Below are 21,383 nucleotides of genomic sequence, written 5' to 3' on the forward strand. Positions count from 1 at the left end.
TCCTTCTCAACGTGCCTCTCGGGCCACATACGCGGCCGTCTCGATAGTGCCCAACCGCCCCGCGCGCCACACCCCAGGCGCGGCCAACCGGGGTCGTTCGAACTTCTGACCGCCTTGTCCGTGAAAAGAGTGAGGACCCGCCTCGCCGGCGGCAGGTCACCGCTTCCCCGCGCGACCCGCGTCCGCCGGGGCCCGGGCCCCACGACTGGTAAAATGGGCGGGAAACTTGATGCGCGGGCCGCTCTCGCCCGGTGCGGACGTGTACGACGAGCCGGGGCCCGTACCGAGGGGTACGGGCCCCGGCTCGTTGCCGTCCCGGGGGCGCCGCCGCGCCGCGCTCGCACTCCTCACGGAAGGTTCTGCATGAAGAACCCGTCAGCTCACGGACGTTTCGGCGTCAAGGCCGGAGCCAAGGCAGGCGGCAAGCCGGGCGCCAAGGGCCCCGGCAAGGCCCCTCGGACCCTCGGACCGCAGGGCGAGTTCGCCATGCCCAAGACCGTCTCGCCCGCGCTGGCGCCGGTGGCGTCGTTCGCGGAGCTGGGTCTGCCCGTCGAGCTGGTGAAGACGATGGACGACCAGGGAGTGCGCGAGCCGTTCCCGATCCAGGCCGCCACGCTGCCCAATTCCCTCGCCGGCCGGGACATCCTCGGCCGCGGCCGGACCGGCTCCGGAAAGACCCTCGCCTTCGGCCTGGCCCTGCTGGCCCGCACGGCGGGCCGGCAGGCGGACCCGAAGCGACCGCTCGCCCTGGTCCTCGTACCGACCCGGGAGCTGGCGCAGCAGGTGACGGAGGCACTGGACCCCTACGCGAGGGCCCTGAAGCTCCGGATGGCGACCGTCGTCGGCGGTCTGTCGATCGGCCGGCAGTCCGGAGCGCTGCGCACGGGCGTGGAGGTCGTCGTGGCCACCCCGGGGCGGCTGAGCGACCTCGTCGGGCGGCGTGACGTCCACTTGGAGCGGGTACGGATCACGGTCCTCGACGAGGCGGACCAGATGTGCGACCTGGGGTTCATGCCGCAGGTCACGGAGATCCTGGACCAGGTGCACCACGCCGGTCAGCGGATGCTGTTCTCCGCCACCCTGGACCGCAACGTGGACCAGTTGGTGCGGCGCTACCTGAAGGACCCGGTCTCGCACTCGGTCGACCCGCAGTCCGCCTCGGTGGGGACGATGGACCACCACGTCCTGCACATCCACGCCGCGGACAAGATCTCCGCCGCGACGGAGATCGCGGCGCGCGAGGGCAGGGTGCTGATGTTCCTGGACACCAAGCACGGCGTCGACCAGTTCGTGAAGCACCTGCGGGCGATGGGCGTGCGCGCGGAGGGCCTGCACAGCGGGAAGTCGCAGCCCCAGCGCACCCGGACCCTCGGCCAGTTCAAGGACGGCCTGGTCAACGTCCTGGTCGCGACGAACGTCGCGGCCCGCGGCATCCACATCGACGACCTCGACCTCGTCGTCAACGTGGACCCGCCCGCCGACAGCAAGGACTACCTGCACCGCGGCGGCCGCACGGCCCGGGCCGGCGAGTCCGGCAAGGTCGTCACGCTCGTCACCCCGAACCAGCGCCGCGACATCGTCCGTCTGATGGCCGACGCCAAGATCCGGCCGACCATCACCCAGGTCCGCTCCGGCGAGGCGGCGCTCAGCCGTATCACCGGCGCCAAGGCCCCGTCCGGCGTCCCCCTGTCGGGGTCGGCGCCGACGGACGCCAAGGGCCGGCCGAGCGGCTCGGACCTCGGCTTCCGGGGCATCGGGACCCGCCCGGGCCGCCCCGGCAAGGGCAAGGAGTCCCGTAGGACCATCGAGGCCAGGCAGGCCGCCGAGGCCCGCCGCGCGGCGCGGGTACGCAAGGGCATCTGACGCCGCGCGGGGTGCCCGGGTTCAGCGGCGGCGGCGCCGCGCGGCCACGATCGCCCGGGTGACCAGCGGCGGGAGCAGGTCCTTGGCCAGCTTGCGCCAGCGGGCCGGGGGCTTGCGGACTGCGGCGGGGGCGGGCGGCGCGACGGGCGGCGCCTCCTCCACCGGGCGCAACGGCTTCGGCGGCGCGAGCGGGACCACCCCTTCGTCGCCGATCCGCACGAGCGGCCGGCCGGCGACGATGTCGACGCCGTGCCACAGGTCGGAGCGGCCCTCCAGCCAGCTCAACAGCGCCGCCTGGTGGGGCTCCGGGTCGCCCCAGGTGGCGTAGAGCTTCGACGCCGAGACGGCGATCACCCGCAGGCCCTCGGTGACGACCGCGGCCCACACCGCCGCGGCGACGCCGGGGCAGTGGGCGGAACGGTAGTCGTCGAAGACGACGACCGCGTCCGGGGCGGCCACCAGCCGGGAGGACGCGACGTCCTGCGCGACGTGCTCGTAGAGGTGGGAGGCGTCGATGTGGATGAAGCGGCAGCTCTTGGCGCGCACCCGGTCGGCGACCACGGAGGTCGGGGCCTGGATGAGGGTCGGCAGCTTCTCGTGGAAGGCGAGGTAGTTCGTCTCGAAGCCGCGCCGGGTGAGGGTGGGGTACGAGTCGCGCACCTCACTGAGGTTCTCGTCGTCCGGCGGGGGCGAGTCGAAGAGGTCGCAGACGGTGAACTCCTCGCCGTCCCGCAGATATCCGGCCAGGAAGATCGCGCTCTTCCCCATGAACGCGCCGAGCTCCAGGAGATCGCCCGAGGAGGCGGCGTCATCGTTCTGCCGGGTCAGGAACCAGTCGAAGAGCACCTGGTCATAGTCCGAGAACCACCCCTTGACCTCGCTGAAGGCGCGGGGGGTGGGGGGAGTGGGCTCGGCCTCCGAGGTGCTGACGGGAGCCTGTGAAAGGTGCGACACGGAGAGTCATCCTCCAGTGGAATGGCATGGTCCAACGCTGATACCCGGCCAGGTGAGCCGACCATATGCCCCCGAACGCGCGTGTGACGAGGCTTCGGTGAGAGAGCGTCCGCAATCCGTGCTTCGGCTAGGGCGATAAACCACCTTTACAGCAATATGCCGGATTCACTCCACCGCTGCCCGGACGTCCCCGGTCAGACGGCGGCGCGTCTGCGCAGCCGCCGTGCGGCATCGTCGCGGACCCGGTGCGTGCGGGCCGAGGCGGCCAGCACCCCGAGCGCCTCGTACGAGGTCACGGTCCGGGCGGCCGTGCGCTGGCACCAGTCGGAGGCGGCGGTCAGGTCCGCCGCGGACCAGGGCTCGCCCGCGCCGATGGTTTTCAGCAGGGTCCACTCGCGCAGCCGCCGGGACGGGAAGAGGCGGCCGCGCAGCGCACCCTCCATGGCCTTGGCCCAGCCGGGGAACCGCCCGTCCGCGAGCAGGTGCACCGCCCGCCGGTCCAGGTGCGTGACGACGGCGCTCTCGGCCATCACCGGGTCCGGGTCGCGCAGGACCACGGCGACCGCCTCCGCCTCCGCCGCCTCCCCCGACGCGGCCGCGAGCGCCGCGAGGTGCCCGGCGTAGCGCCACCGCTCGGGCGGCTCCTGCGGCCCGCTCCCCGCCCGGCGCGTCTCTCGTCCGCTGCTCCCCATGCCCCCATTCCACACGACCCCGGCACGCGCGCGTCGCCCGGGGGGCACGAGGGGGGCGGGGCGTCCCGGCCCCGCGAACAACCCCGCACGCCGACTGGGACGGGCGGGTCAGCGCTCGTAGGCCTCGTGGCCGCCGTGGCCCTTCTCCCCCTCGTGGCCGGGCTCGGGCAGCGGGGCGCCGGTCTCCAGCAGGGTCTTCAGGCTGGAGGCGAGGAACGGCCAGGCCCGCGCGCACATGCCGATGAGGGTGCCTCCGGGCTCGAACCCCTCGTGCAGGACGGTCAGTCGGGCGAGGGTGTCACCGACCGGCTCGATCTCGTACGTGACCTTCGTGCGCCGCTCGCGGGCCAGCTCGGCCCGGAGCTCCTCGGCGATCCCGACCGCGGCGGCCCACTGTGGTGTGAAGGTGTGCCAGGTGTAGGAGAGCCTGCGGTTCGGGACGCATTCGAGCACCACCTGGGCCGGGTCGCCGATGCGGGCTCCGCGTTCGATCCAGTCCATGCGCGAGCCCACCCCCCAGTCGGTCTCGAAGCTCATGCCCCAGTAGCGGCGCGTGAGGGCGGGCTCCGTCAGCGCCTGCCACACGCGGGCGGGGTCGGCCTGGACGTAGAGGGTGTAGTTGATCGCGCTGTCGCTCATGGCCTCCATGCTGCGGGACCGCGGCCCGCGGCACCAGGATTGCGGACGCGCCGCAACCCGGGGCCGTCACCAGCGCGCGCCCTCGCGGGGCAGCTCGGTGGGCGGGACACGGGGCGGGGCGGGGAGCGAGAGCTGTGCGCGGGCGGCGTGCACGGCCGCCAGTTCGGCACGCCCGGCGGCGCCCCAGTCGCAGAGCTCGCGGACCTGTTCGGGGGTGGCCAGCAGTCGCGCGTAGGCGGGGTCGCGGTGCGCGGACACCGCCGTGAGGCGGGCGACGGTACGGGCGTGCGCGCCCTGGTCGACGTACCGGTAGCCCAGCGGGACGGCCCCGGCCGTGGGTTCGGCGTGCGGGGTCGGCAGGTGGGCGGCGCCGGTCGCACGGGCGATCAGCAGCAGGACCCGGCCGTCCGGGGCGAACAGCCACCCGGAGCGGTCCCGTACGGGCAGCCCGGCGGGTACCGGTCCGGGGTGCCAGGCGCCGCGCCCGGGGGTGCGGCGGGTGCGCAGCACGCCGAGCCGGTCGAGGGTGGTGGGGGCGACGGGCCGGCCGTCCTCCAGCAGTACGGGGCCGGAGCCGGCGATCCGGGCGCGCAGGGCGGCCAGTGTCCGCCGGGCGTCGCCCGCGTCCATCAGGGCGGGCAGGTCGGCGGGCTCGACGAAGTCGATGCCGGTGATCTCCTGGGCCGGGAGGCGGACGGCCCCGATCCGGTCGGGGGTCCAGGTGCCGCCGTCGTAGACGTACAGGATCTCCCCGGGGAAGCCCATCTCGGGCGGGAACCCGGGGGTGTCGGCGGGGACCCAGTCGACGGCGAGCCCGCGCGGGTAGTGGCCGTCGATCCCGAGCTCCTCGCGCATCTCGCGGGCGGCCGCGGCGGACGGCGACTCGCCCGCGTCCACCGCGCCACCGGGCAACAGACGGTCGGGGCGGTAGTCGACCGTCTGGACCAGGACCCGGCCGTCGGGGTCGGTGACGAGGACGACCGCGCCCGTCCAGAGCGCGGCTCGTGAGGCCCCGTACTCGGCGGGAGTCATCCAGGTCCCGGGCTGCCCGGCGACGCGCCCGGTGACGCGCCCGGCGGTGTCCCCGGCGTGTCCGGTGGTGTCCCCGGTAACGTGCCCGGTGTCATCGGTCAGCTCGGGCATGGGGACTCCGTTTCGCCGTGGGGGGACCCGCCGGTTGTGCAACAGCGCGCGCCGCCCTCCGGTTACGGCGCCCACCCTGATGCGGAATCCGTTGCGCCGCTTCGCCGCGCCGATACCTCCTTATTGCCTGATTATGTCGATCTTGCTAGCTTCCCTGATGCGGACAGGCGGCCTGAAAACCGCCGGTCCGACCACGTGACCGGCCGCCGGGGGGCGCAGCCGGAGCAAGGGGGCGCCGACGGCTGGACGGCCGTCGGCGCAGGGCGCGGGCCGCTTCCGCTTAACGGTGGGCTCCGCCGGCCCGGCCGAATCAGGCGGCCCGGACCTCGATCCTGATCGTCCGCCCCGTGGCCGCATCGATCAACTTCCGCCCGCCCAGGGGCGAGCGGAGCGTGAGGCTCACCCGCTCCGACCTGATGTCGGCCGCGCAGACCGTTCCGGGCTTCTCCCGTTTGGTGATCGACAGCGACAGGGTGACCGACGTACCGGAGACACCGCCCGTGAGCCGGCCCTCCTGACATCCCCCGACGGGCACCACCGTGGTGAGGGTCCGCCCGTTCCGGCCCAGGTACACGGTCGGGGCGAGCGCCCGCGTCGTGGGAGCGGGGACGAGGGACGGCCCGGCCGCCGCCTGGCTCGCCTTGCCACAGCCGGCCAAGGCGAGACCCCCGATGAGGACGGCGGACAGCACGGGACGGGGACGCGGCGGCCTGGACATGCCGTTCGGACGCGCGGGCGGCGCCGCCGGTTCCCCGCGAGGGGGAGGACGAGCGGCGACCGGGTCCACGGGCCGCCGGGCCACCCACTCGCGCCCGAGGGGAGGCGCGGCGTACTGTGAGAGCCGCCATCGGACGCCGACCTGAGGGGAGTTCAGGCTTGGCAGGGCTCTTTCCGCCGATCGAGCCGTATGACCAGGGGATGCTCGATGTCGGTGACGGCAACCTCGTCTACTGGGAGACCTGCGGCAACCCGGAAGGGAAGCCGGCGCTCGTCGTGCACGGCGGCCCGGGATCGGGCTGCGGCCCGGACGCGCGCCGGTACTTCGACCCGAGCCGGTACCGCGTGGTGCTGTTCGACCAACGGAACTGCGGCCGCAGTACGCCCCATGCGAGCGACCCCACGACGGACCTGCGGCACAACACCACGGGACATCTGATCGCCGACATGGAGCGGCTCCGGCGCCTGCTGGGCATCGACCGTTGGCTGCTGTACGGCGGCTCGTGGGGGTCGACGCTCCTCCTGGCCTATGCCGAACGACACCCGCGGCGGGTGACGGAGATCGTCGTCTCGAGCGTCACCACCACCCGCCGTTCGGAGATCGACTGGCTCTACCGGGGCGTCGGCCGGTTCTTCCCCGAGCAGTGGCAGCGGTTCCTCGCCGGCGTCCCGGGCACACCCCCCGACGGTGACATCGTCGGCGCCTACGCCCGCTTGCTGGAGCACCCCGACGACGCGGTCCGGAACAAGGCGACGGCCGATTGGTGCGCCTGGGAGGACGCCGTGTTGTCGGGCGAGACGAAGGGCGCTTTTCGCCCGTACGGCGATCGTCCCCCGGTGGCCCGGCAGGCGCTGGCGCGTATCTGCGCGCACTACTTCTCCCACGGGGCATGGTTGGAGGAAGGGGCGCTGCTGCGCGACGCGGGCCGGCTGACCGGCGTCCCCGGCGTACTCGTCCACGGCCGACTCGACATGGCCGGACCACTCGACACCGCGTGGGAGCTCTCCCGCGTCTGGCCCGACGCCGAGCTGGTCGTCGTCGAGGACGCGGGCCACCTGGGCGGTACGACGACCCGCGAGCACGTACTCGGAGCTCTCGAACGCTTCGCGGCCGGCCGAGGCTGACCAGGCGTCAGGACGGCCTGACGTCAGGACGGCCGGCGGCCGGGCGTCAGGGCGGGGCGTCGGGACCGTACAGCGCGGTCAGTTCGGCACCTATGCCGGCCAGGGTCCGGCGCAGTTCCGGCGGTTCCAGGACCTCGACCGACGCGCCGAAGCCGGCGAGCTGGGCTGCCAGCGCGCGGTGGGCCGGTCCGTCGATGCGGACCTCCGTCCAGCCGTCGGCCCGCCGTTCCCCGACCGTGACCCGGCCCCGGAGCAGCCGTTCGAGGCGGGCCAGCGCGCCGGGGGCGACGCGGGCCCGGGCCGTGACGGCGAACATGCCGCTCTCGATCACCTCCGCGCGCTCGCGCCACACCGATGCCAAGTCGAAGTCCGGCGGGCGCACCGCCGGTTCGCCGATGGGTTCCACCGAGGTGACCCGGCTGAGCCGGAAGGTCCGCAGACCCGCCTCGGTGCCCGCGACGAGGTAGTCGGCCCCCGCCTTGGCGACGAGACCGAGGGGGTCGACCACCCGCACCCCCGACGGCTTGCCGACCCCCGCGTATCCGAGCCGGACCCGCTCCCCCTCCACCACGGCGCTCTGGAGCAGCGCGCGGTGGTCCGCCTGCGCCGTGGGGGCGTTGCGGGACCAGTCCGTGTCGTCGGTGATGCCGGCGCGGGCCGCGGCCTCGGCGTCCCCGCGCAGTGGTGGCGGCAGGGCGCGCACCAACTTGCGCAAGGTGGTGCGTAGTTCCGGGGTCGCGGCGAGCGGCCCGGTGAGCAGGAACAGCGCCCGGATCTCGGCGACGGTCAGACCGTTGAGGTTGGTGCGCGCCCCACCGACCAGGGACCAGCCGCCGCCCCGGCCGCGTCGGGAGTAGACGGGGACGCCCGAAGCGGCCAAGGCCTCCAGGTCGCGGCGGGCGGTGCGCTCGGACACCTCCAGCTCGGCGGCGACCTCCGCCACCGTGACCCGGCCGCGCTCCTGGAGGAACAGCAAGGTGGCCACCAGGCGGTCGGCCCTCACGCGCGCTCGTTCACGGTCACTGCCCCCTGGCGAGGTCGATACACGAAATCGGCCGGTTGAACAGGCCGGAAGGTGGCCACTTTAGCCGCCAGGATGAACACATGAACGAGAACACCGCGCAGCTCGCGACCCCCCGGGCCCCGTCCGCACCTTCCTTCGACCCCCGCCGGGACCTCTCGGCGGCCATCGCGCTCGCCGGGCGCACCCTCGCCGCCGTCCGCCCCGACCAGTACGACTCCCCCACCCCGTGCGAGGACTTCGATGTACGGCGGCTGTCGAGCCACCTCGTCGCCGTCGTGCGTCGGATCGCCGTGATCGGGCGGGGCGAGGACCCGTTCGCCGTGCCGTCCTTCGCCGACGAACTGCCCGACGGCGCTTGGGCACAGGCCTGGGGACCGGCCGCCGCGGAGGCGGAGGCAGTGTGGGCGGACGAGGGCATCCTCGGCCGCGAGCTGCGGCTGCCGGTCGGGCCGAAGCCGGGGGCGGTCGGCGCGCTGATCTACACCAACGAACTCACCGTGCACACCTGGGACCTGGCGCGAGCCACCGGGCAGCACCCCGCGTGGGACCCCGCTCTGCTGGAGCGGGTGCTGGAGGTCGTGCGCCGGTCCCTGCCGGCCGACCGGCGGGGCGGGGCGGTGCCCTTCGGGGAGGTCGTGAGGGTTCCCGACGACGCTCCCGCCGTCGAGCGGCTGGTGGCGTGGGCCGGGCGGCGCCCGTAGTTCCGGTCGGCGCGGCCCCGCCGGTCGCGATATCGGGTGGATCCGGCCGCGCCGCCTACCTAGAGTGACGGTGGAGGACGTCGTCGAGCAGGAGCGGATCATGCGCACGCATTACCCACGTACGGCGCATCTGCCCTGGTCCCCCGGGGCCACACCGGATGACGTGCGGGTGTCCGGTCCGGTCGCACTGGCCGGGCGGGAGGTCGTCGTCACCGAGAAGCTCGACGGGGAGAACACCACCCTCTACCGGGACGGACTGCACGCCCGCTCCCTCGATTCGGGGCACCACCCCTCCCGCGCCTGGGTCAAGGGCCTCCAGGGCCGCATCGGCCCTGGGATACCGGCGGGCCGGCGGGTGTGCGGGGAGAACCTGTACGCCCGACACTCCCTCCCGTACGAGGGCCTGGAGAGCTGGTTCTACGGATTCTCGGTGTGGGACGGCGACCAGTGCCTGGACTGGGACCGGACCGTGCGCTTCCTTCGGCGACTGGGCGTCCCGACCCCGCCCGTGCTGTGGCGGGGCGTCTACGACGAACGGGCGCTGCGCAGGCTGCGGATCGACACCACCCGCCGGGAGGGGTACGTCGTACGGACCGTCGAGGGCTTCACGCGGGCCGACTTCGGGCGCCGCGTGGCCAAGTGGGTGCGCGGCGGGCACGTACGCACCGACACGCACTGGATGTACGCGCCGGTCGTGCCCAACGGGCTGGGGCCGACCGCCGCGCTGTGGGCGGTTCGGTCCGGGTCCGAGCCGGATGCGGCGGCCCTGGTCGGCGCGCTCGGAGTGCAGTCCGGGGAGTCCGGGTCGGCGACGGGAACCGCATGCCGCGTTCCGGGGATCGTCACGGAGGCCGTCACGGAGGCCGTGGCCGAGGTGGCCGGGCGGTTGGACGGGCTGGGGCGGACCGGGGAGAGCCGGCTGACCGGGGTGCTCGCAGCCGCGCTGCACGGCCTGCCGCGGGCCCGGCTGGGCGCGCGGCTGGCCGCCGGGCCGCTCGGGATGCCGACGGCCCGGCGGGTGGCCGACCTGGTGGGCCTGTACCCGGCGCTGCACCGGCCGTTCCCGGACGCCGAGCGGCGGGCCGGGCTGATCCGGTTGGCCGAGGCCGCCGACCTGGGCGTGCTGCACGCGCTCGCCGGGACCCTGGCGGACCCCGGGGACACGGCGGGACGGGAGTGCGTGGAGTGGTCGGCGCTGTACGCGGAGGAGGCCGGGCTGCTGGGGCCGGACCCGCTGGGGCCGTTGCGCCGGGGGCTGCGGAAGGCCCTCTCCGGGCTCGGGCAGCGCGCCGCCGACCGCTGCTGGGCGCAGGCGCGGGAGGCGTTCGGGCAGGGCACGCTGAGCACCGCCGAGGAGGCGGTCGCCGCGTCCTGGCGCCGGCGCCACGGCGCCTACCCGCACCTCGTGCAGATGTGCGGCCCCTCGGGCAGCGGAAAGAGCACCTTCGCCGGGAACCTGGCCGGGGTGGAGGCGTACGTCAGTCTCGACGACCTGCGCACCGCCCGGGGGTCCCGCTCCGACCAACGGGCCAACGCGGATGTCCTGCGCGAGGGCCTGGACCGGCTGGACGCCGCTCTGGCGGCCGCCGCGCACGGCGGCGGGACGGTGGTGTGGGACGCCACTTCCCTCACCCGGCAGCAGCGGAGCCTGGCCGGGGCGGTCGCGCGCCGCCGGGACGCGCTGGTCACGCACGCCGTGCTGTGGGTCGAGGAGGAGGAACTGCTGCGACGCAACGCGTCCCGGGCGCATCGCGTACCGGAGGGGGTGCTGGCCTCGCAGCTGCGCCGGTTCACCCCGCCGTACCCGGGTGAGGCGCACCTGACGTGGTACGTCGGCGCCGACGGGACGGTCTGCGACACGGCCGGATCCCTCGGCCCGACGAATGCCGGGACCGCCTCGGCGGCGACGGGACGAAGCGCGGCTGGCGCCGCCGTGGCGGACGGGGTCGGCTGATGCGTACCAGCGAGGAGCTCTACCACCAGGTCCGCTGGGACCCCCGCTTCGACCCGGCGCGGTTCACGCTGGGGCTGCTCCAGCGCGGGGCCGCCCCCAAGCGGGTTCCGCTGCCGTCCTTCGTGCCGGGCGGCGACATCCCCTGGCACCGGGTGCTGTTCGTTGAGGCGGACGGCGAACTGGTGTGGGACCGGACCACTGGTGTGGACCGGATCGACGTCACGCGGGCCGGGCGGGTGCGTGATCCCCGGCTGCTGCGGGCGCCGTTCTTCACCGCCCGCACCCCGTACGCCTGGGACCCGGCGGGCGGCGGGGCCTGGCGGCCGTCGGACGGGCCCGGAGCCGGGAGGACGGCCGGCCCGGCGCGCGTGCGACTGCTCACCTGGAACACGCTGTGGGACCGCTACGACGCCCCGCGCATCGCGACCGCCCGACGCAGGCCCCTGTTGCTGGCCGACCTGGAGGCCGCGGACGCGGACGTGATCGCGCTCCAGGAGGTCGAACCCGCGCTGCTGGCGACGCTGTTGGCGCAGCCGTGGGTGCGGGCCCGCTACACCCTGGGCACCGACCCGGATTGTGCCGATGTCGCCGACAGCGGGTTGTTGCTGCTGAGCCGCCTGCCGGTGCGCGAGGCGGCCCGGCACGCCCTGGGCCCGCACAAGGCGGTCACCGCGGTCACCGTCGCCACGGCGGACGGCCCCCTGGTGGTGGCCGCGACCCACCTGACCAGCGACCACACCGAACGTGGTGCGGAGCGGCGCGCGGCCGAACTCGCACGGCTGGCCGAGGGACTGGGTGGCGTGGAGGCCGCCTTGGCCCTGCTCGGCGACTTCAACGACGGTCGGTCCGGGGCGCAGGGCCCTGCGGCCGCGCTGGGGTTGCGGGACGCGTGGAGCGACGTACACGGTCCGGCGGACGACACCCCGACCTTCGATCCGGTGGCCAACCCGCTGGCCGCGGTGGGTTCCCTGTCGGGGCGGGCGGCCCGGCTGGACCGCGTCCTGCTGCGTTCGGCGGGGGCGCGGGTGCGGGAGGCCGCCCTGCGCGGCGACTCCCCCACCGCCGAGGGCCTGTTCATATCCGACCACTACGGGGTGGAGGCCACGGTCGAGTTCGGGGCGGACGGCTCGGGCGGCTCTCTCGACATACCGGCGACCGCGCGGACGGCGGTGGCCTGGTTGCCGCCGCCCGACCCCGTCGTGGACGCGCTGCGGCGGGAGTACGACCCGGGGGCCGACCGGTGGCCGCCGCACGTGAACCTGCTGTTCGGCTTCGTGCCGGAGTCCTCCTTCGAGGAGGCGCTGCCGCTGGTCGCCGAAGCGGCGGCGCGGACCGCGCCCTTCACCGCCCGGCTCGCCGGGGTGCACAGCTTCGGGCACCGCGAGGACGCCACCTTGTGGCTGGACCCGGCGGCCGACGGCGACGCGGCCTGGCAGGAGTTGCGGCGGGCGCTGGTGGAGCGCTTCCCCGGGTGTCGCGGGCGGGAGGCGGAGGTACGGGGCTTCACCCCGCACCTGACGCTGGGACGCAGCCGCGATCCGCAGCGGGCGGTGCGCGAGTTCGAGGCACGGCTCGCGGATCGGGATGCGACGGCGCGGGTCGGATCGCTGGCGGTGCTGTCACGGCGCGGGGACGAGCCGATGCGGGTACGCGCGACCGTTGATCTGGGGACGGGGTCGGTGCGGTGGCTGCCCGACGATGCACCGTCGCCGCGGTACGCGGACAGCGCGGGGACCGCCACCGTGGGGCAGGTCGCCGACGGTCCCGACAACGCCGACACGGTCGCCGCCGAGACGGTCGCCGCCCGGGTCGCGGCGGCGCTTCCCGAGGGCGCGGTGCACCTGGTCGGTTCGCGGCGCCTGGGCTGCGAACTGCCGGGAGCCGACTTGGACCTGGTGGTGACGCTGCCGGGCGGGGAGTCCGCCGAGCGGTTGCGGGAGAGGATCGCGGCAGCGCTGCCGCAGGCGCACGGGCTCCGGTCGGTCACCGGGGCGCGGGTGCCGGGCCTGCGGTTCCGGGTGGACCGGCTGGACGTGGACCTGGTGGCCGTGTTCACGGGCGGAACGGACCCGGCGGAGGCGGTGTCCCGGCGGGCCGGGCTGGGCGACGCGGCGGCGACGGCGCTCGGCGCGGTGAGTGACGCCGACGCGGTACGGGACGTCGTGGGTGCGCGGTCCGGGGCGTTCGCGTGGCTGGCGCGCGAGGTGAAGTCCTGGGCCCGGGCCCGCGGTCTGGACTCCGCGCCGTTCGGCGGTCTGCCGGGGCTCGCCTGGGCGGTCCTGGCCGCGCGCACGGTGGCGGACGCCGGGAACCCGGCCCCCGGCGCCCTGCTGCGGGAGTTCTTCGCCACCTGGGCGGCATGGGACTGGCGCGTCCCGGTCGCCCTGAGCGCGCCGAGCGGCGCGAACGCGGCCGTGGACGTGGCCGCTGACCCATACCCGAGGACCGGCACCGGCGCCCGCCGGCGGGGAGAGACCACCGGCGAGGACGCCGACGCGGCCGTCAGCGTGCTCACGCCCTCCCACCCCGTCCGCCGTTGCACGGCCCAAGTGGGCCCTGGCCTGCGGGATCTGCTGGTGCGGGAGCTGTACGCCACCTGGGAGTGGCTGGAGGACGACCACGGCCGCCTCGCACCCGCCCCGCCCGCCCCGCCGCACCGGCGGCACGCGGCGTGGGCGGTCGTGACCGTACGGGGCGCGGGGCCCGCGGAGTTCGAGGAGAACCTGGGCCGGATGCGGGGTCGTCTGCGCGCCCTGCTCGGCGATCTCGCGGACGCCGGTCTGCCCGACGCCCATGCCTGGCCCCGCCCGTTCGAACGCGGCGACACCCTGGCCCGGTACGCGATCGGTCTCGGAAGCCGCCCGCCGGACGCGGCCCGGCTCGCCGCCGTCACCGCCCCCTGGTCCCGGGGACTGCCGGGCGTCGACGTCACCCGGGCGGAGTGCGGGGCGGTCCCCTCGCTCGCCTGACCCGGGTCCTGCCGTCAACGTAGCCCCGTTGCGGACCGGGGCGCCCGGTGCGGTGCATCGCAAGACGGAGGGGCGCCCGGGTACCGGACGTACTCGGGCGCTCCGACAACGCGGCGAGGTGCGGTACCGGACGCCCCGGGCCAGGGGGCACCTACCAACGGTAGGTGGGGACGGGACTTCGACGGCAGGGCCTGGCGGGCCGGGCGGCGCTCAGACCTCGATGACGATCTTGCCTGCCGTGTGTCCGGCCTGACTCAGCTCGAAGGCGGCCGCCAGCCGGGCCAGGGGAAAGGTCTCGGCGACGGGCACCGTCAGCAGCCCGCTGTCGGCGAGCCGGCCCAGTTCGGTGAGGTCGCTCGCGTCCGGCCTCACCCACATCCACTGGCCGCCCGCGCCGAGCACCGTGTGGTCGGCGATCGAGGCGTGCCGCCCACCCTCCGCGAGGACCGCCCGGGTCACGTCCAGCACCCCGCCGACGAAGTCCGCGACGACGTCCACCCCTTCGGGCGCCAGCTCGCGGACCCGGTCGGCGAGGCCGTCGCCGTACGCGACGGGCTCGCAGCCCAGCTCGCGGAGCCGGTCGTGGTTGCGGGGCGAGGCGGTGCCGATGACGCGGGCACCGAGCGCGCGGGCGATCTGCACGCCGAGTGAACCGACCCCGCCCGAAGCGCCGTGCACGAGGACGGTGTCGTCCTTGCCGGTGCCGAGGCGGGTGAGGAGCTGGTACGCGGTGAGGCCGGCCAGCGGCAAGCCCGCCGCCTGCTTCCAGTCGAGCGAGGCGGGCTTGGCCGCCAGCGCCCGTACGGGCACGCTGACGAACTCCGCGAAGGTGCCGCCGTGTACGTAGTCCTTCCGGGCGTACGCGATGACCTCGTCCCCGACCGCGTACTCGGGGACGTCGATGCCGACCCGTTCGACGGTGCCGGCGACGTCCCAGCCCGGGACCACCGGGTACACGACGTCCATCAGCGCGTCGAGTCCGCCCGCCATGATCTTCCAGTCGACCGGGTTGACCCCGGCGTACTTGACGCGGACGAGCACCTCGCCGGGTGCGACCTTGGGGACGGGCAGCCTGGTCTCGGTGAGTACCTCCGTACCGCCGTACGTCTCGTAAGCCATGGCCCGCATCGTTTCCTCGGACATGTACCGGCCTCTCCGTATGTGGGTGCGATCGCCTGCGTGCCGCCATCCCATCACGGGCGCCCGGAGCGGCTCGGGCAAGCCGCGCCGCCGCCGGACCGTCTCAACCGAAGGCGGCTCGCGTGGCCGGGCCGTAGACGCCGGGCGGGTCACCCTTGATGCCGCGGTCGCTCTGGAGCTGCGCCACACCGCGCCGGGTGCGCCCGTCGTAGACGCCCGTGACGGCGACGTACGTGAACCCCTGCCCGTAAAGACGCTGCTGAAGCTCGCGCACCTCCGGCCCCTTGTCGCCTTGGCGCAGGGTGCCGGACTCCCCGGCCGGGGTCGGCGGGGCGACGGACGGCCCGGAGCTCCCGGGTCGGGTACCCGGACTCGCCGTCGGCGACGCCGACGCCGACGGCGACGCGGCACCGGGAGCCGAAGCGGACGCCTTCGGCCGGGTCGGCGCGGCGGACGAGGGGACCGGTTCGGAGTCGGAGCTGCGCGCCGGGAGCACGGGCACGGTCAGGCCGGGCGGCGCCTTGGCCCGGGTGCGTTCCGGGTCGGGGCCGCTCAGCAGGAACACCAGCCCGCCGGCGCCCGCGAGCGCGAGGACGGCGAGGAGCGTCAGGACGGGTGGTGTCCGCCGCCTGCCGCGTCGGTGGACGCGGGGCGCGCGGGTCGCCGCCGCGGCGGGGGAAGCGTACGGGGCGGGCGCCGGTTCCGGGCCCCGGACCGCAGACGCCGCGGCGTGGGGCCAGATCGGAGCGGCCGTCGCCGCGGACGGCTGGTCCCCGGCGGCGACGTAGGGGCGTACCAACAGGCCGTCGTCAGGCATGGGCCCGCTTCCGGCAGGTGACACGGGGGACCGCCGTGCGGGCGGGCAGGGGCATGGGTACGTCTTTCGAAGTGCGGGTCGCGCCGTAGTTCCGGATCGGGCGCACTCTCGCCTCCCGGGGCGGCCGCGGTCAAGCCCGGTGTCCGATCCGCCCGTTCCCTCCGGTCGGCGGATCCGACCTGAAACTGCGTCACCCGGACGCGTGAGGGGCGCGGCGGGGCCGTCCGGCGTACGGCATGGTGGCGGTATGCAGATACGCCGTGCCGCCCTGCCCCTTACCCTCCTCGCGCTCTTGGCGGGCGCGGGTTGTGCGTCGGTCGGACCGGGGCAGCCTGCCGCCGACCCCGCACGGGGGACCCGGCCACCGGTGGGCGGGCCGGACACCCTCCCGGCCGCGCCGCCGCCGCTGCCCCCGCCCCTGCCCCTGGGCGACCTCCCCGACGCCGCCCCCGCGCCGGTGTCCGACGCCGGACCGGGAGCGGACCGGGAGCCGAGGGGGACGCCGGGTGCCCGTCCGCCCCGCCGGGGCGGCGAACGCGCCACGAAGCCCGCCGCCCCCCGACGGGTCCGCCCGCCCGCCGCACCGCGCGGGGCGCCTGCGCGCAGGCTGCCCGGAGAGGAGCCGTGCGCGGCGGCGGAGGGTGTCGTACCGCCGTCCGTCGTCGACCTGTGCGTGCGCCAGTACGGCCACTGACCGGCCCTGACCGGTGAGAATGACGGCCCGGCCCTGCCGGGCTTGACCCTCACACCGTGTCAGGGCCTGGACTGGAACGTGCCGTCGCCGTCACCGGCCGCGCCGAGTAGGCCGTGTCCTTTGGATCAGGCCGGAGCCGCGGGCCCGGCCTGATCCGAAAGACACGGCCCAGCCACGCCCTGCCGCGGGACCATCCGTCGACGGCCGCCACGCGTACGGTCGGCTCATCTCGTGGTCCCGCGTGGCTGTGGGCCTACGCGCGACGCGCGCAGGCGGTGGCGCACCGCCGGGCCGAGCGCGCCGTGCCTTCACGGGCGATCCGCAGCCGGCGCACGGCGGTGTGTCCGCGTCGCCGCCACTCGGCGCGGGGCAGGCCGGCGCGTTGTCCGCCGCCGGTGATCAGGGCGTTGACCGGGGCGTGGGGGTCGGCGGCCATACCCTTGGCGATCAGGACTCCGACCACCAACGGGGCCAGCGCCACGGCCAGCGCCGAACCGGCGATGGTCAACTGCCGCAGGCGCGGGCGGTGCGGTCGCTGCGTGCCGCGCGCGGCTTCGTACGTCATGCCGCCATTCGATCAGCGTGAGGGCTGCGGGGAATCGGTGCGCGTACTCAGGCCGTTGGACGTGAGGTACTCAAACGGGATAGGTGGTGTGCGTGACGGGCGGACCTGGCGGGCAGGGCTTCGAGGCGGCCACCGGGGACGGCCCCGCGCCACCGGCGGGCCCCGGGCGGGCGGCCGAGGTCCGGACGGCGTACGAAGGGCTGATGCAGATCCGCCGTCTGGTGAACGGTCCGCCGGGCGCTGCGGTTCCCGCGCCGTGGGAGTCGCGTCAGGCGCCGCGCGCGGTGGCCCTCGTACTGGAGGCGGCGGGCATCACGCCGTCGGCGGTGGACCCGGACGGCCGGCGCACGCGCAACGGTTACCGGGTGGCGCCCGCGCCGGAGCCGGGCACGGTGCGGGTCTCCTGGCTCGGCCCGCCGGGCGGGGGCGCGGCGGAGGAGGAACAGGAGCGGCTGACGGACTGCGGGCGGGTGCTGGAGCGACACGGGTGGGAATGCCTGCTGTACTGCGGCCCCCGCCGCCGTCGCTTCCTGGAGGTCGAACCGCGCCGGTGAGCCCCGACCGTTCCCTCCCCGGGAAGGGCGGTACGGGCCCGGGAGGGCCCGTACCGCCTCCACCTCAGGGGCGGATCACGGCGCGCCGAAGGTCAGCGTCAGGCGGGGGGTGCCCTCGTTGGCCGCGGCTTCCGAGGACCACAGCCACAGGGCGTCCGTTCCCGTACCGGTCAGCGCCAGACCGTAGGGGGCGCCCAGGGCGGACGCGACGGTGGCCGTGTCCAGTGGGGCGGTGTGGACGGCCGAGCCGTCCGGGACGCCCGGGAAGGCGCCGAGGGCCGGGGCGCCCAGCCCCGGGCGGTTGTCGTACGTCGTCGCGCCCTCGCTCCACGCGCCGGTGACCGGGACGACGGAGACGGTGTCCGTCGTGCCCGCGCCGCTCATGGTGCTGGTCTTCACGCTGAGCGTCGCCGACTTCAAGACCGTGCCCGCCGGCGCGGCGGGCAGGTCGAAGCGCAGGTAGCTCGTGTACAGCGAGGTCCCGCGGACGGCGAGGGAGCCCGAGGTCCCGTAATTGGTGTCGGGCGCGCCCGCGTTGGCGTAGGTGTCCTCGCTCGCCGTGAGCTGTACGACCGAGTCGGCGGGCGCGGAGGCCAGGGCGTAGTGGGTGTGCACCTGCGCCGCGTTCAGCACGCTTGGGTACACGGCGGTCTCGTCGAGCAGACCGGCCCAGTAGTCGCTGGTCGGGCGATCGGGCCACCCGTTCAGGTTGTCGCCGCCCGCGTGCCAGTAGCCGGCGAAGTTCTCGTGCGTGGTGACGCCGAGGGTGCCCTTCTGGGCGCCGTCCACGTACAGGGTCATGCCGCCGGGGCCCTGGGTGGCGACGACGTGGTGCCACTTGTCGTCGTTGTACCGGTCGGTGCCCCCGGTGGTGATGGTGCGCGTGGCCCCGGTGTAGACGCCGTAGACCAGCCGGCCGTCATCGGTCATGTAGACGTGCTTGTCGTACTGGCCGCTGGTGCGGTCCTGGTTGTTGCCGAAGCCGACGAGTTTGCCGCCCCGGGTGGTGTTCGTCTTGAACCAGGTCTCGATGGAGTAGCTGCTGCCGACGGTCTGCCGTTTGTCCCCGTACACCTGGGTGTTGGCGCCGTTGAAGCCGATCGCGGTGCTCTGGTCGGTGAGCGCGCCGGGTGACTGGCGCAGCGCCGGTCCGTTCAGGTGAACGCCGCTCTGATTGCCCGCCGCCGAGGAGTCGGCGACGAACGGCAGGGCCGACTCGTCGTAGCGCCAGTACTGCTGGGCGCCGTCGGCACGGACCGCGTTGGGGTAGGCGGCGGCGGAGGTCGGGACGGTGACGGACGCGGTCGCGGACAGCGCGCTGGTGTTGCCCGCGGCGTCGGTCGCCGTGACCCGGTAGGTGTAGGACTGCCCCGCGACGGCGCTGGTGTCCGTCCAGGAGGCCTGCGGTCGCCTGAAGAACAGGGAGTCGGCCGTGACCGTGCCGATGGGGGTCGCCGAGCCGTTGCGGTAGATCCGGTAGGTGAGGGCGCTGTCGTCGAGGTCGAGGCTGGTGCGCCAGCGCACCTGGACTTCGCCCGGTGCGAAGCTGGCGGCGCTCGCGACGGGGACGGTGGGGGCGCCGGTGTCGCCCGTCGAGGCGAAGCGGGTCAGACTCTGCTGCGCGGCCCCGTTGACGGTGGTGAATTCGCCGCCGACCCACAGGTACTGGACCCCGGCCTTCGACCCCACCGTCAGCACGCGCGGGCCGATGCCCTCGCCGATGCCGTCGTTGGTGTCGGGCGCCCAGCCCAACTTGCCGACGGAGGTGGTCGGCTCGGCCAGGAGGTGGTGGCGCTGCCCGTCGGGGTACTCGCCGACGCTGGAGCAGTCGTGCGCGTGCGAGGCGCTGTAGAGCACGTTCTGGTAGGGCAGCACGGCCTGGGTGGCGCCGAGGCAGGTGTCGCGCCACCGCTGGTTGAAGTCGCTGAGGTTGAGGGCGATGCGGCCGTCGAAGACCCCGCCGCCCGTGCCCTCGTTGCCGGTGTAGAAGCCGGTCGCGTCGGTGGCGATGTCCTTGACCACGGAGTTGGTCTCGATGAAGCCCGGGTAGGCCTTCGTGAGCGCGCCGCTCGTCGCGTCGACGACGGCCAGGGCGTGGGTGTTCGTACCGTTGACGGTGAAGAAGTCGCCGCCGAGTACGACGTCGGCGCCGTCGGGCGTGACCTCGACGGCGCGGCCCGGCTCATCGGCGTCTGCGGTGAAGGGCTTGAGGGCGCCGTCGGTCGCGTCGACCGCGGCGAAGCGCTTGCGGGGTTGGCCGGAGACGGTCTGGAAGTCGCCGCCCGCGTAGAGGGTGTCGTCGGTGACGGCGAGGGCCCGAACGGTGGCCGCGAAGGCCGGCCGGAAGGAGGTCTTCACGGTGCAGCTCGCCACGTCGATGGCGGCGACGCTGGAGACGGGCGTGCCGTTGACGGCCCCGAAGTAGCCGCCCGCGTAGAGGGTCTTCTTGTCGGGTGAGAGCGTGAGCGCGCGGACGGTGGCGGTGCCCCCGCCGACGGTGAAGGCCAGCGAGCAGGAGGTCGGGGCGCCGGTCGCCGCGTCGAGCGCCGCGAAGTTCACCGCGGAGCGCTCGCTGCCGGCGCCGCCCGCCGGGGGGCGTACGGCCGAGAAGGTGCCGCCGACGAAGACCGTGCCGCCGGTCTGGGCGAGGGCCCAGACGACGCCGTTGGCCTGCCAGGTGGGCAGCGCGTCGGCGGTGAAGGCAACGGGCGGGGTGACGGCCGCCGCCCGCGGGACGAGTCCGAGGCCGATGACGGTGCCGGTAGCCGCCACGGAGAGTGCGAGAGCGGTGGCAAGCCCTCTGGATCTACGCATGAACCCCCCAGTTCGGTGTGCGTTCCACCGCGCGTGCGCCGCGCGGACAGGGCCGCACGACCACCCGGCCCGGGAACCGGGCCGACGGTCGTGCGTACGGGCGCACCCTAGGGCGGATCGCCTTGCCGGGCACGGCACTTGACCTATCGGATGCCGAACCGGCGCCCGGGGCTCCCGCCCGGGGCGGCGCACGGTACGTCCGCGGCGGCGGCCTGCGTCGGGCACCACCCGGTGTCGCCGCCGGGGCGCTCGCCCGCAGGGCACCCGACTCCGGACGGCACGCGGTCACGCCACCGGGCGGCCGGCCCGGCGGCGGGGCGGCCTCGCGGCCGCGCCGAGACCTCCGCCGGGGCGGGCAACCCGGCCGAGGCTGTCGCCGCCGCGGACGGGCATCGGCGGAGCGGCGGGTCGGGCCGCGTCGGCCCACCGCACCCCGGATCCGGACCGACACCGGCCGCGACGCGACCCGATCGCCGCGGCCGGCCCGGCCAGCACGGCGGCCGACCGTGAGCCTCGGCGGCCCCCACCGCCGCCCCGGGACCGGACAGGCACCGGCGAGGGCCACGACGCGGCCGGCCCGGCCCATCGGGCCGTGGCACCGACCGGCCCGGCCCATCGGGCCGTGGCAGGCGGCCGGCCAGGCCCCGGAATCACCCGGGCGCGGCCGGCACGGCAACCGAACGAAGACATCCGCCGACCCCACCGCCGCCCCGGGACCCAGCAGGCCCCAGCGGGGACTACGAGGTCGCCCGATCACTGCGCCGAACCCGTCTCCCTCCGACCGAGACGGACCCGCCCGCATCTGGCGGACACTGCCGGCAACCACCCAACCTCCGGAACCGCCCCGGCGCGGACCGATCGGTGCGACCGGCCCGGCCCATCGGGCCGTGGCAGGCGGCCGGCCAGGCCCCGGAATCACCCGGGCGCGGCCGGCACGGCAACCGAACGAAGACATCCGCCGACCCCACCGCCGCCCCGGGACCTAGCAGGCCCCAGCGGGGATTGCTAGGTCGCCCGG

General features: G+C 75.1%; 17 protein-coding genes. 7 read left to right on the top strand and 10 right to left on the bottom strand.

The window, feature by feature from the left end; all coding sequences use genetic code 11:
* Positions 1–486: 486 nt before the first annotated feature.
* On the top strand, positions 487–1,863 hold the full coding sequence (locus E6R62_RS20175; RefSeq protein WP_240801785.1) for a DEAD/DEAH box helicase: 1,377 nt from the start codon (positions 487–489) through the stop codon (positions 1,861–1,863).
* A 21-nt stretch (positions 1,864–1,884) separates the two neighbouring features.
* Here E6R62_RS20175 and E6R62_RS20180 read toward each other — a convergent pair whose 3' ends face one another.
* From E6R62_RS20180 to E6R62_RS20200, 5 genes are all read right to left on the bottom strand, one after another.
* A complete protein-coding gene (locus E6R62_RS20180) occupies positions 1,885–2,817 on the bottom strand; it encodes a class I SAM-dependent methyltransferase (protein ID WP_136214876.1) in 933 nt (310 codons plus the stop codon).
* A 194-nt stretch (positions 2,818–3,011) separates the two neighbouring features.
* Positions 3,012–3,509 (bottom strand): hypothetical protein, encoded by a 498-nt coding sequence (locus E6R62_RS20185; protein ID WP_136214877.1) that lies wholly within the window; start codon positions 3,507–3,509, stop codon positions 3,012–3,014.
* 108 nt (positions 3,510–3,617) lie between these two features.
* Positions 3,618–4,148 carry an SRPBCC domain-containing protein gene (locus E6R62_RS20190; RefSeq protein ID WP_136214878.1) on the bottom strand — a complete coding sequence of 177 codons (531 nt, stop codon included), beginning with the start codon at positions 4,146–4,148 and terminating at the stop codon, positions 3,618–3,620.
* Between the two features lie 66 nt (positions 4,149–4,214).
* Positions 4,215–5,291, bottom strand: coding sequence for an NUDIX domain-containing protein (locus E6R62_RS20195; RefSeq protein WP_240801783.1), 1,077 nt, complete (start codon positions 5,289–5,291; stop codon positions 4,215–4,217).
* A 310-nt stretch (positions 5,292–5,601) separates the two neighbouring features.
* On the bottom strand, positions 5,602–6,009 hold the full coding sequence (locus E6R62_RS20200; protein ID WP_136214880.1) for a hypothetical protein: 408 nt from the start codon (positions 6,007–6,009) through the stop codon (positions 5,602–5,604).
* Between the two features lie 158 nt (positions 6,010–6,167).
* On the opposite strand from E6R62_RS20200, the gene pip reads away from it, so the two are divergent.
* Positions 6,168–7,133, top strand: coding sequence for a prolyl aminopeptidase (gene pip / locus E6R62_RS20205; protein ID WP_136214881.1), 966 nt, complete (start codon positions 6,168–6,170; stop codon positions 7,131–7,133).
* 46 nt (positions 7,134–7,179) lie between these two features.
* On the opposite strand, the gene E6R62_RS20210 is transcribed toward pip, so the two are convergent.
* Positions 7,180–8,136: a YafY family protein gene (locus tag E6R62_RS20210; RefSeq protein ID WP_136214882.1), complete on the bottom strand. Its 957-nt coding sequence runs from the start codon at positions 8,134–8,136 to the stop codon at positions 7,180–7,182.
* A gap of 101 nt (positions 8,137–8,237) precedes the next feature.
* Here E6R62_RS20210 and E6R62_RS20215 point away from each other — a divergent pair, with 101 nt between their 5' ends.
* The 3 genes from E6R62_RS20215 to E6R62_RS20225 all read left to right on the top strand — a co-directional run bounded on the left by E6R62_RS20215 (position 8,238) and on the right by E6R62_RS20225 (position 13,781).
* Positions 8,238–8,858: a TIGR03086 family metal-binding protein gene (locus tag E6R62_RS20215; protein WP_136214883.1), complete on the top strand. Its 621-nt coding sequence runs from the start codon at positions 8,238–8,240 to the stop codon at positions 8,856–8,858.
* A 100-nt stretch (positions 8,859–8,958) separates the two neighbouring features.
* Entirely contained in the window at positions 8,959–10,812 is a 1,854-nt protein-coding gene (locus tag E6R62_RS20220; RefSeq protein WP_136214884.1) for an RNA ligase family protein, read from the top strand.
* Positions 10,812–13,781: a poly(A) polymerase gene (locus E6R62_RS20225; protein WP_136214885.1), complete on the top strand. Its 2,970-nt coding sequence runs from the start codon at positions 10,812–10,814 to the stop codon at positions 13,779–13,781. Before E6R62_RS20220 ends, E6R62_RS20225 begins: the two co-directional genes overlap by 1 nt.
* A 210-nt stretch (positions 13,782–13,991) precedes the next feature.
* On the opposite strand, the gene E6R62_RS20230 is transcribed toward E6R62_RS20225, so the two are convergent.
* Both E6R62_RS20230 and E6R62_RS20235 read right to left on the bottom strand, forming a co-directional pair.
* The gene (locus E6R62_RS20230; protein WP_136214906.1) at positions 13,992–14,909 is read right to left on the bottom strand and encodes an NADP-dependent oxidoreductase; all 918 of its coding nucleotides are present in this window, start codon (positions 14,907–14,909) and stop codon (positions 13,992–13,994) included.
* A 115-nt stretch (positions 14,910–15,024) separates the two neighbouring features.
* Entirely contained in the window at positions 15,025–15,738 is a 714-nt protein-coding gene (locus tag E6R62_RS20235) for a peptidoglycan-binding protein (protein ID WP_136214886.1), read from the bottom strand.
* 247 nt (positions 15,739–15,985) lie between these two features.
* Here E6R62_RS20235 and E6R62_RS20240 point away from each other — a divergent pair, with 247 nt between their 5' ends.
* On the top strand, positions 15,986–16,432 hold the full coding sequence (locus E6R62_RS20240) for a hypothetical protein (RefSeq protein ID WP_136214887.1): 447 nt from the start codon (positions 15,986–15,988) through the stop codon (positions 16,430–16,432).
* A gap of 253 nt (positions 16,433–16,685) precedes the next feature.
* On the opposite strand, the gene E6R62_RS20245 is transcribed toward E6R62_RS20240, so the two are convergent.
* Positions 16,686–16,997, bottom strand: coding sequence for a hypothetical protein (locus tag E6R62_RS20245; protein WP_136214888.1), 312 nt, complete (start codon positions 16,995–16,997; stop codon positions 16,686–16,688).
* Between the two features lie 92 nt (positions 16,998–17,089).
* Here E6R62_RS20245 and E6R62_RS20250 point away from each other — a divergent pair, with 92 nt between their 5' ends.
* Positions 17,090–17,551, top strand: coding sequence for a hypothetical protein (locus tag E6R62_RS20250; protein WP_136214889.1), 462 nt, complete (start codon positions 17,090–17,092; stop codon positions 17,549–17,551).
* A gap of 75 nt (positions 17,552–17,626) precedes the next feature.
* Here the strand turns inward: E6R62_RS20250 and E6R62_RS20255 are convergent, their stop codons facing one another.
* Entirely contained in the window at positions 17,627–20,365 is a 2,739-nt protein-coding gene (locus E6R62_RS20255) for a DNRLRE domain-containing protein (RefSeq protein ID WP_206308782.1), read from the bottom strand.
* Between the last annotated feature and the right edge of the window lie 1,018 nt (positions 20,366–21,383).

Source organism: Streptomyces sp. A1136 (genome assembly GCF_004795055.1).
Lineage (GTDB): Bacteria > Actinomycetota > Actinomycetes > Streptomycetales > Streptomycetaceae > Streptomyces.

Bases quoted from the DNA above. Each gene is read 5' to 3' on its own strand.
- E6R62_RS20175 (WP_240801785.1), top strand. From the start codon at position 487: ATGCCCAAGACCGTCTCGCCCGCGCTGGCGCCGGTGGCGTCGTTCGCG.
- E6R62_RS20185 (WP_136214877.1), bottom strand. From the start codon at position 3,509: ATGGGGAGCAGCGGACGAGAGACGCGCCGGGCGGGGAGCGGGCCGCAG.
- E6R62_RS20190 (WP_136214878.1), bottom strand. From the start codon at position 4,148: ATGAGCGACAGCGCGATCAACTACACCCTCTACGTCCAGGCCGACCCC.
- E6R62_RS20195 (WP_240801783.1), bottom strand. From the start codon at position 5,291: ATGCCCGAGCTGACCGATGACACCGGGCACGTTACCGGGGACACCACC.
- E6R62_RS20200 (WP_136214880.1), bottom strand. From the start codon at position 6,009: ATGTCCAGGCCGCCGCGTCCCCGTCCCGTGCTGTCCGCCGTCCTCATC.
- E6R62_RS20215 (WP_136214883.1), top strand. From the start codon at position 8,238: ATGAACGAGAACACCGCGCAGCTCGCGACCCCCCGGGCCCCGTCCGCA.
- E6R62_RS20220 (WP_136214884.1), top strand. From the start codon at position 8,959: ATGCGCACGCATTACCCACGTACGGCGCATCTGCCCTGGTCCCCCGGG.
- E6R62_RS20225 (WP_136214885.1), top strand. From the start codon at position 10,812: ATGCGTACCAGCGAGGAGCTCTACCACCAGGTCCGCTGGGACCCCCGC.
- E6R62_RS20230 (WP_136214906.1), bottom strand. From the start codon at position 14,909: ATGCGGGCCATGGCTTACGAGACGTACGGCGGTACGGAGGTACTCACC.
- E6R62_RS20235 (WP_136214886.1), bottom strand. From the start codon at position 15,738: ATGCCTGACGACGGCCTGTTGGTACGCCCCTACGTCGCCGCCGGGGAC.
- E6R62_RS20240 (WP_136214887.1), top strand. From the start codon at position 15,986: ATGCAGATACGCCGTGCCGCCCTGCCCCTTACCCTCCTCGCGCTCTTG.
- E6R62_RS20245 (WP_136214888.1), bottom strand. From the start codon at position 16,997: ATGACGTACGAAGCCGCGCGCGGCACGCAGCGACCGCACCGCCCGCGC.
- E6R62_RS20255 (WP_206308782.1), bottom strand. From the start codon at position 20,365: ATGCGTAGATCCAGAGGGCTTGCCACCGCTCTCGCACTCTCCGTGGCG.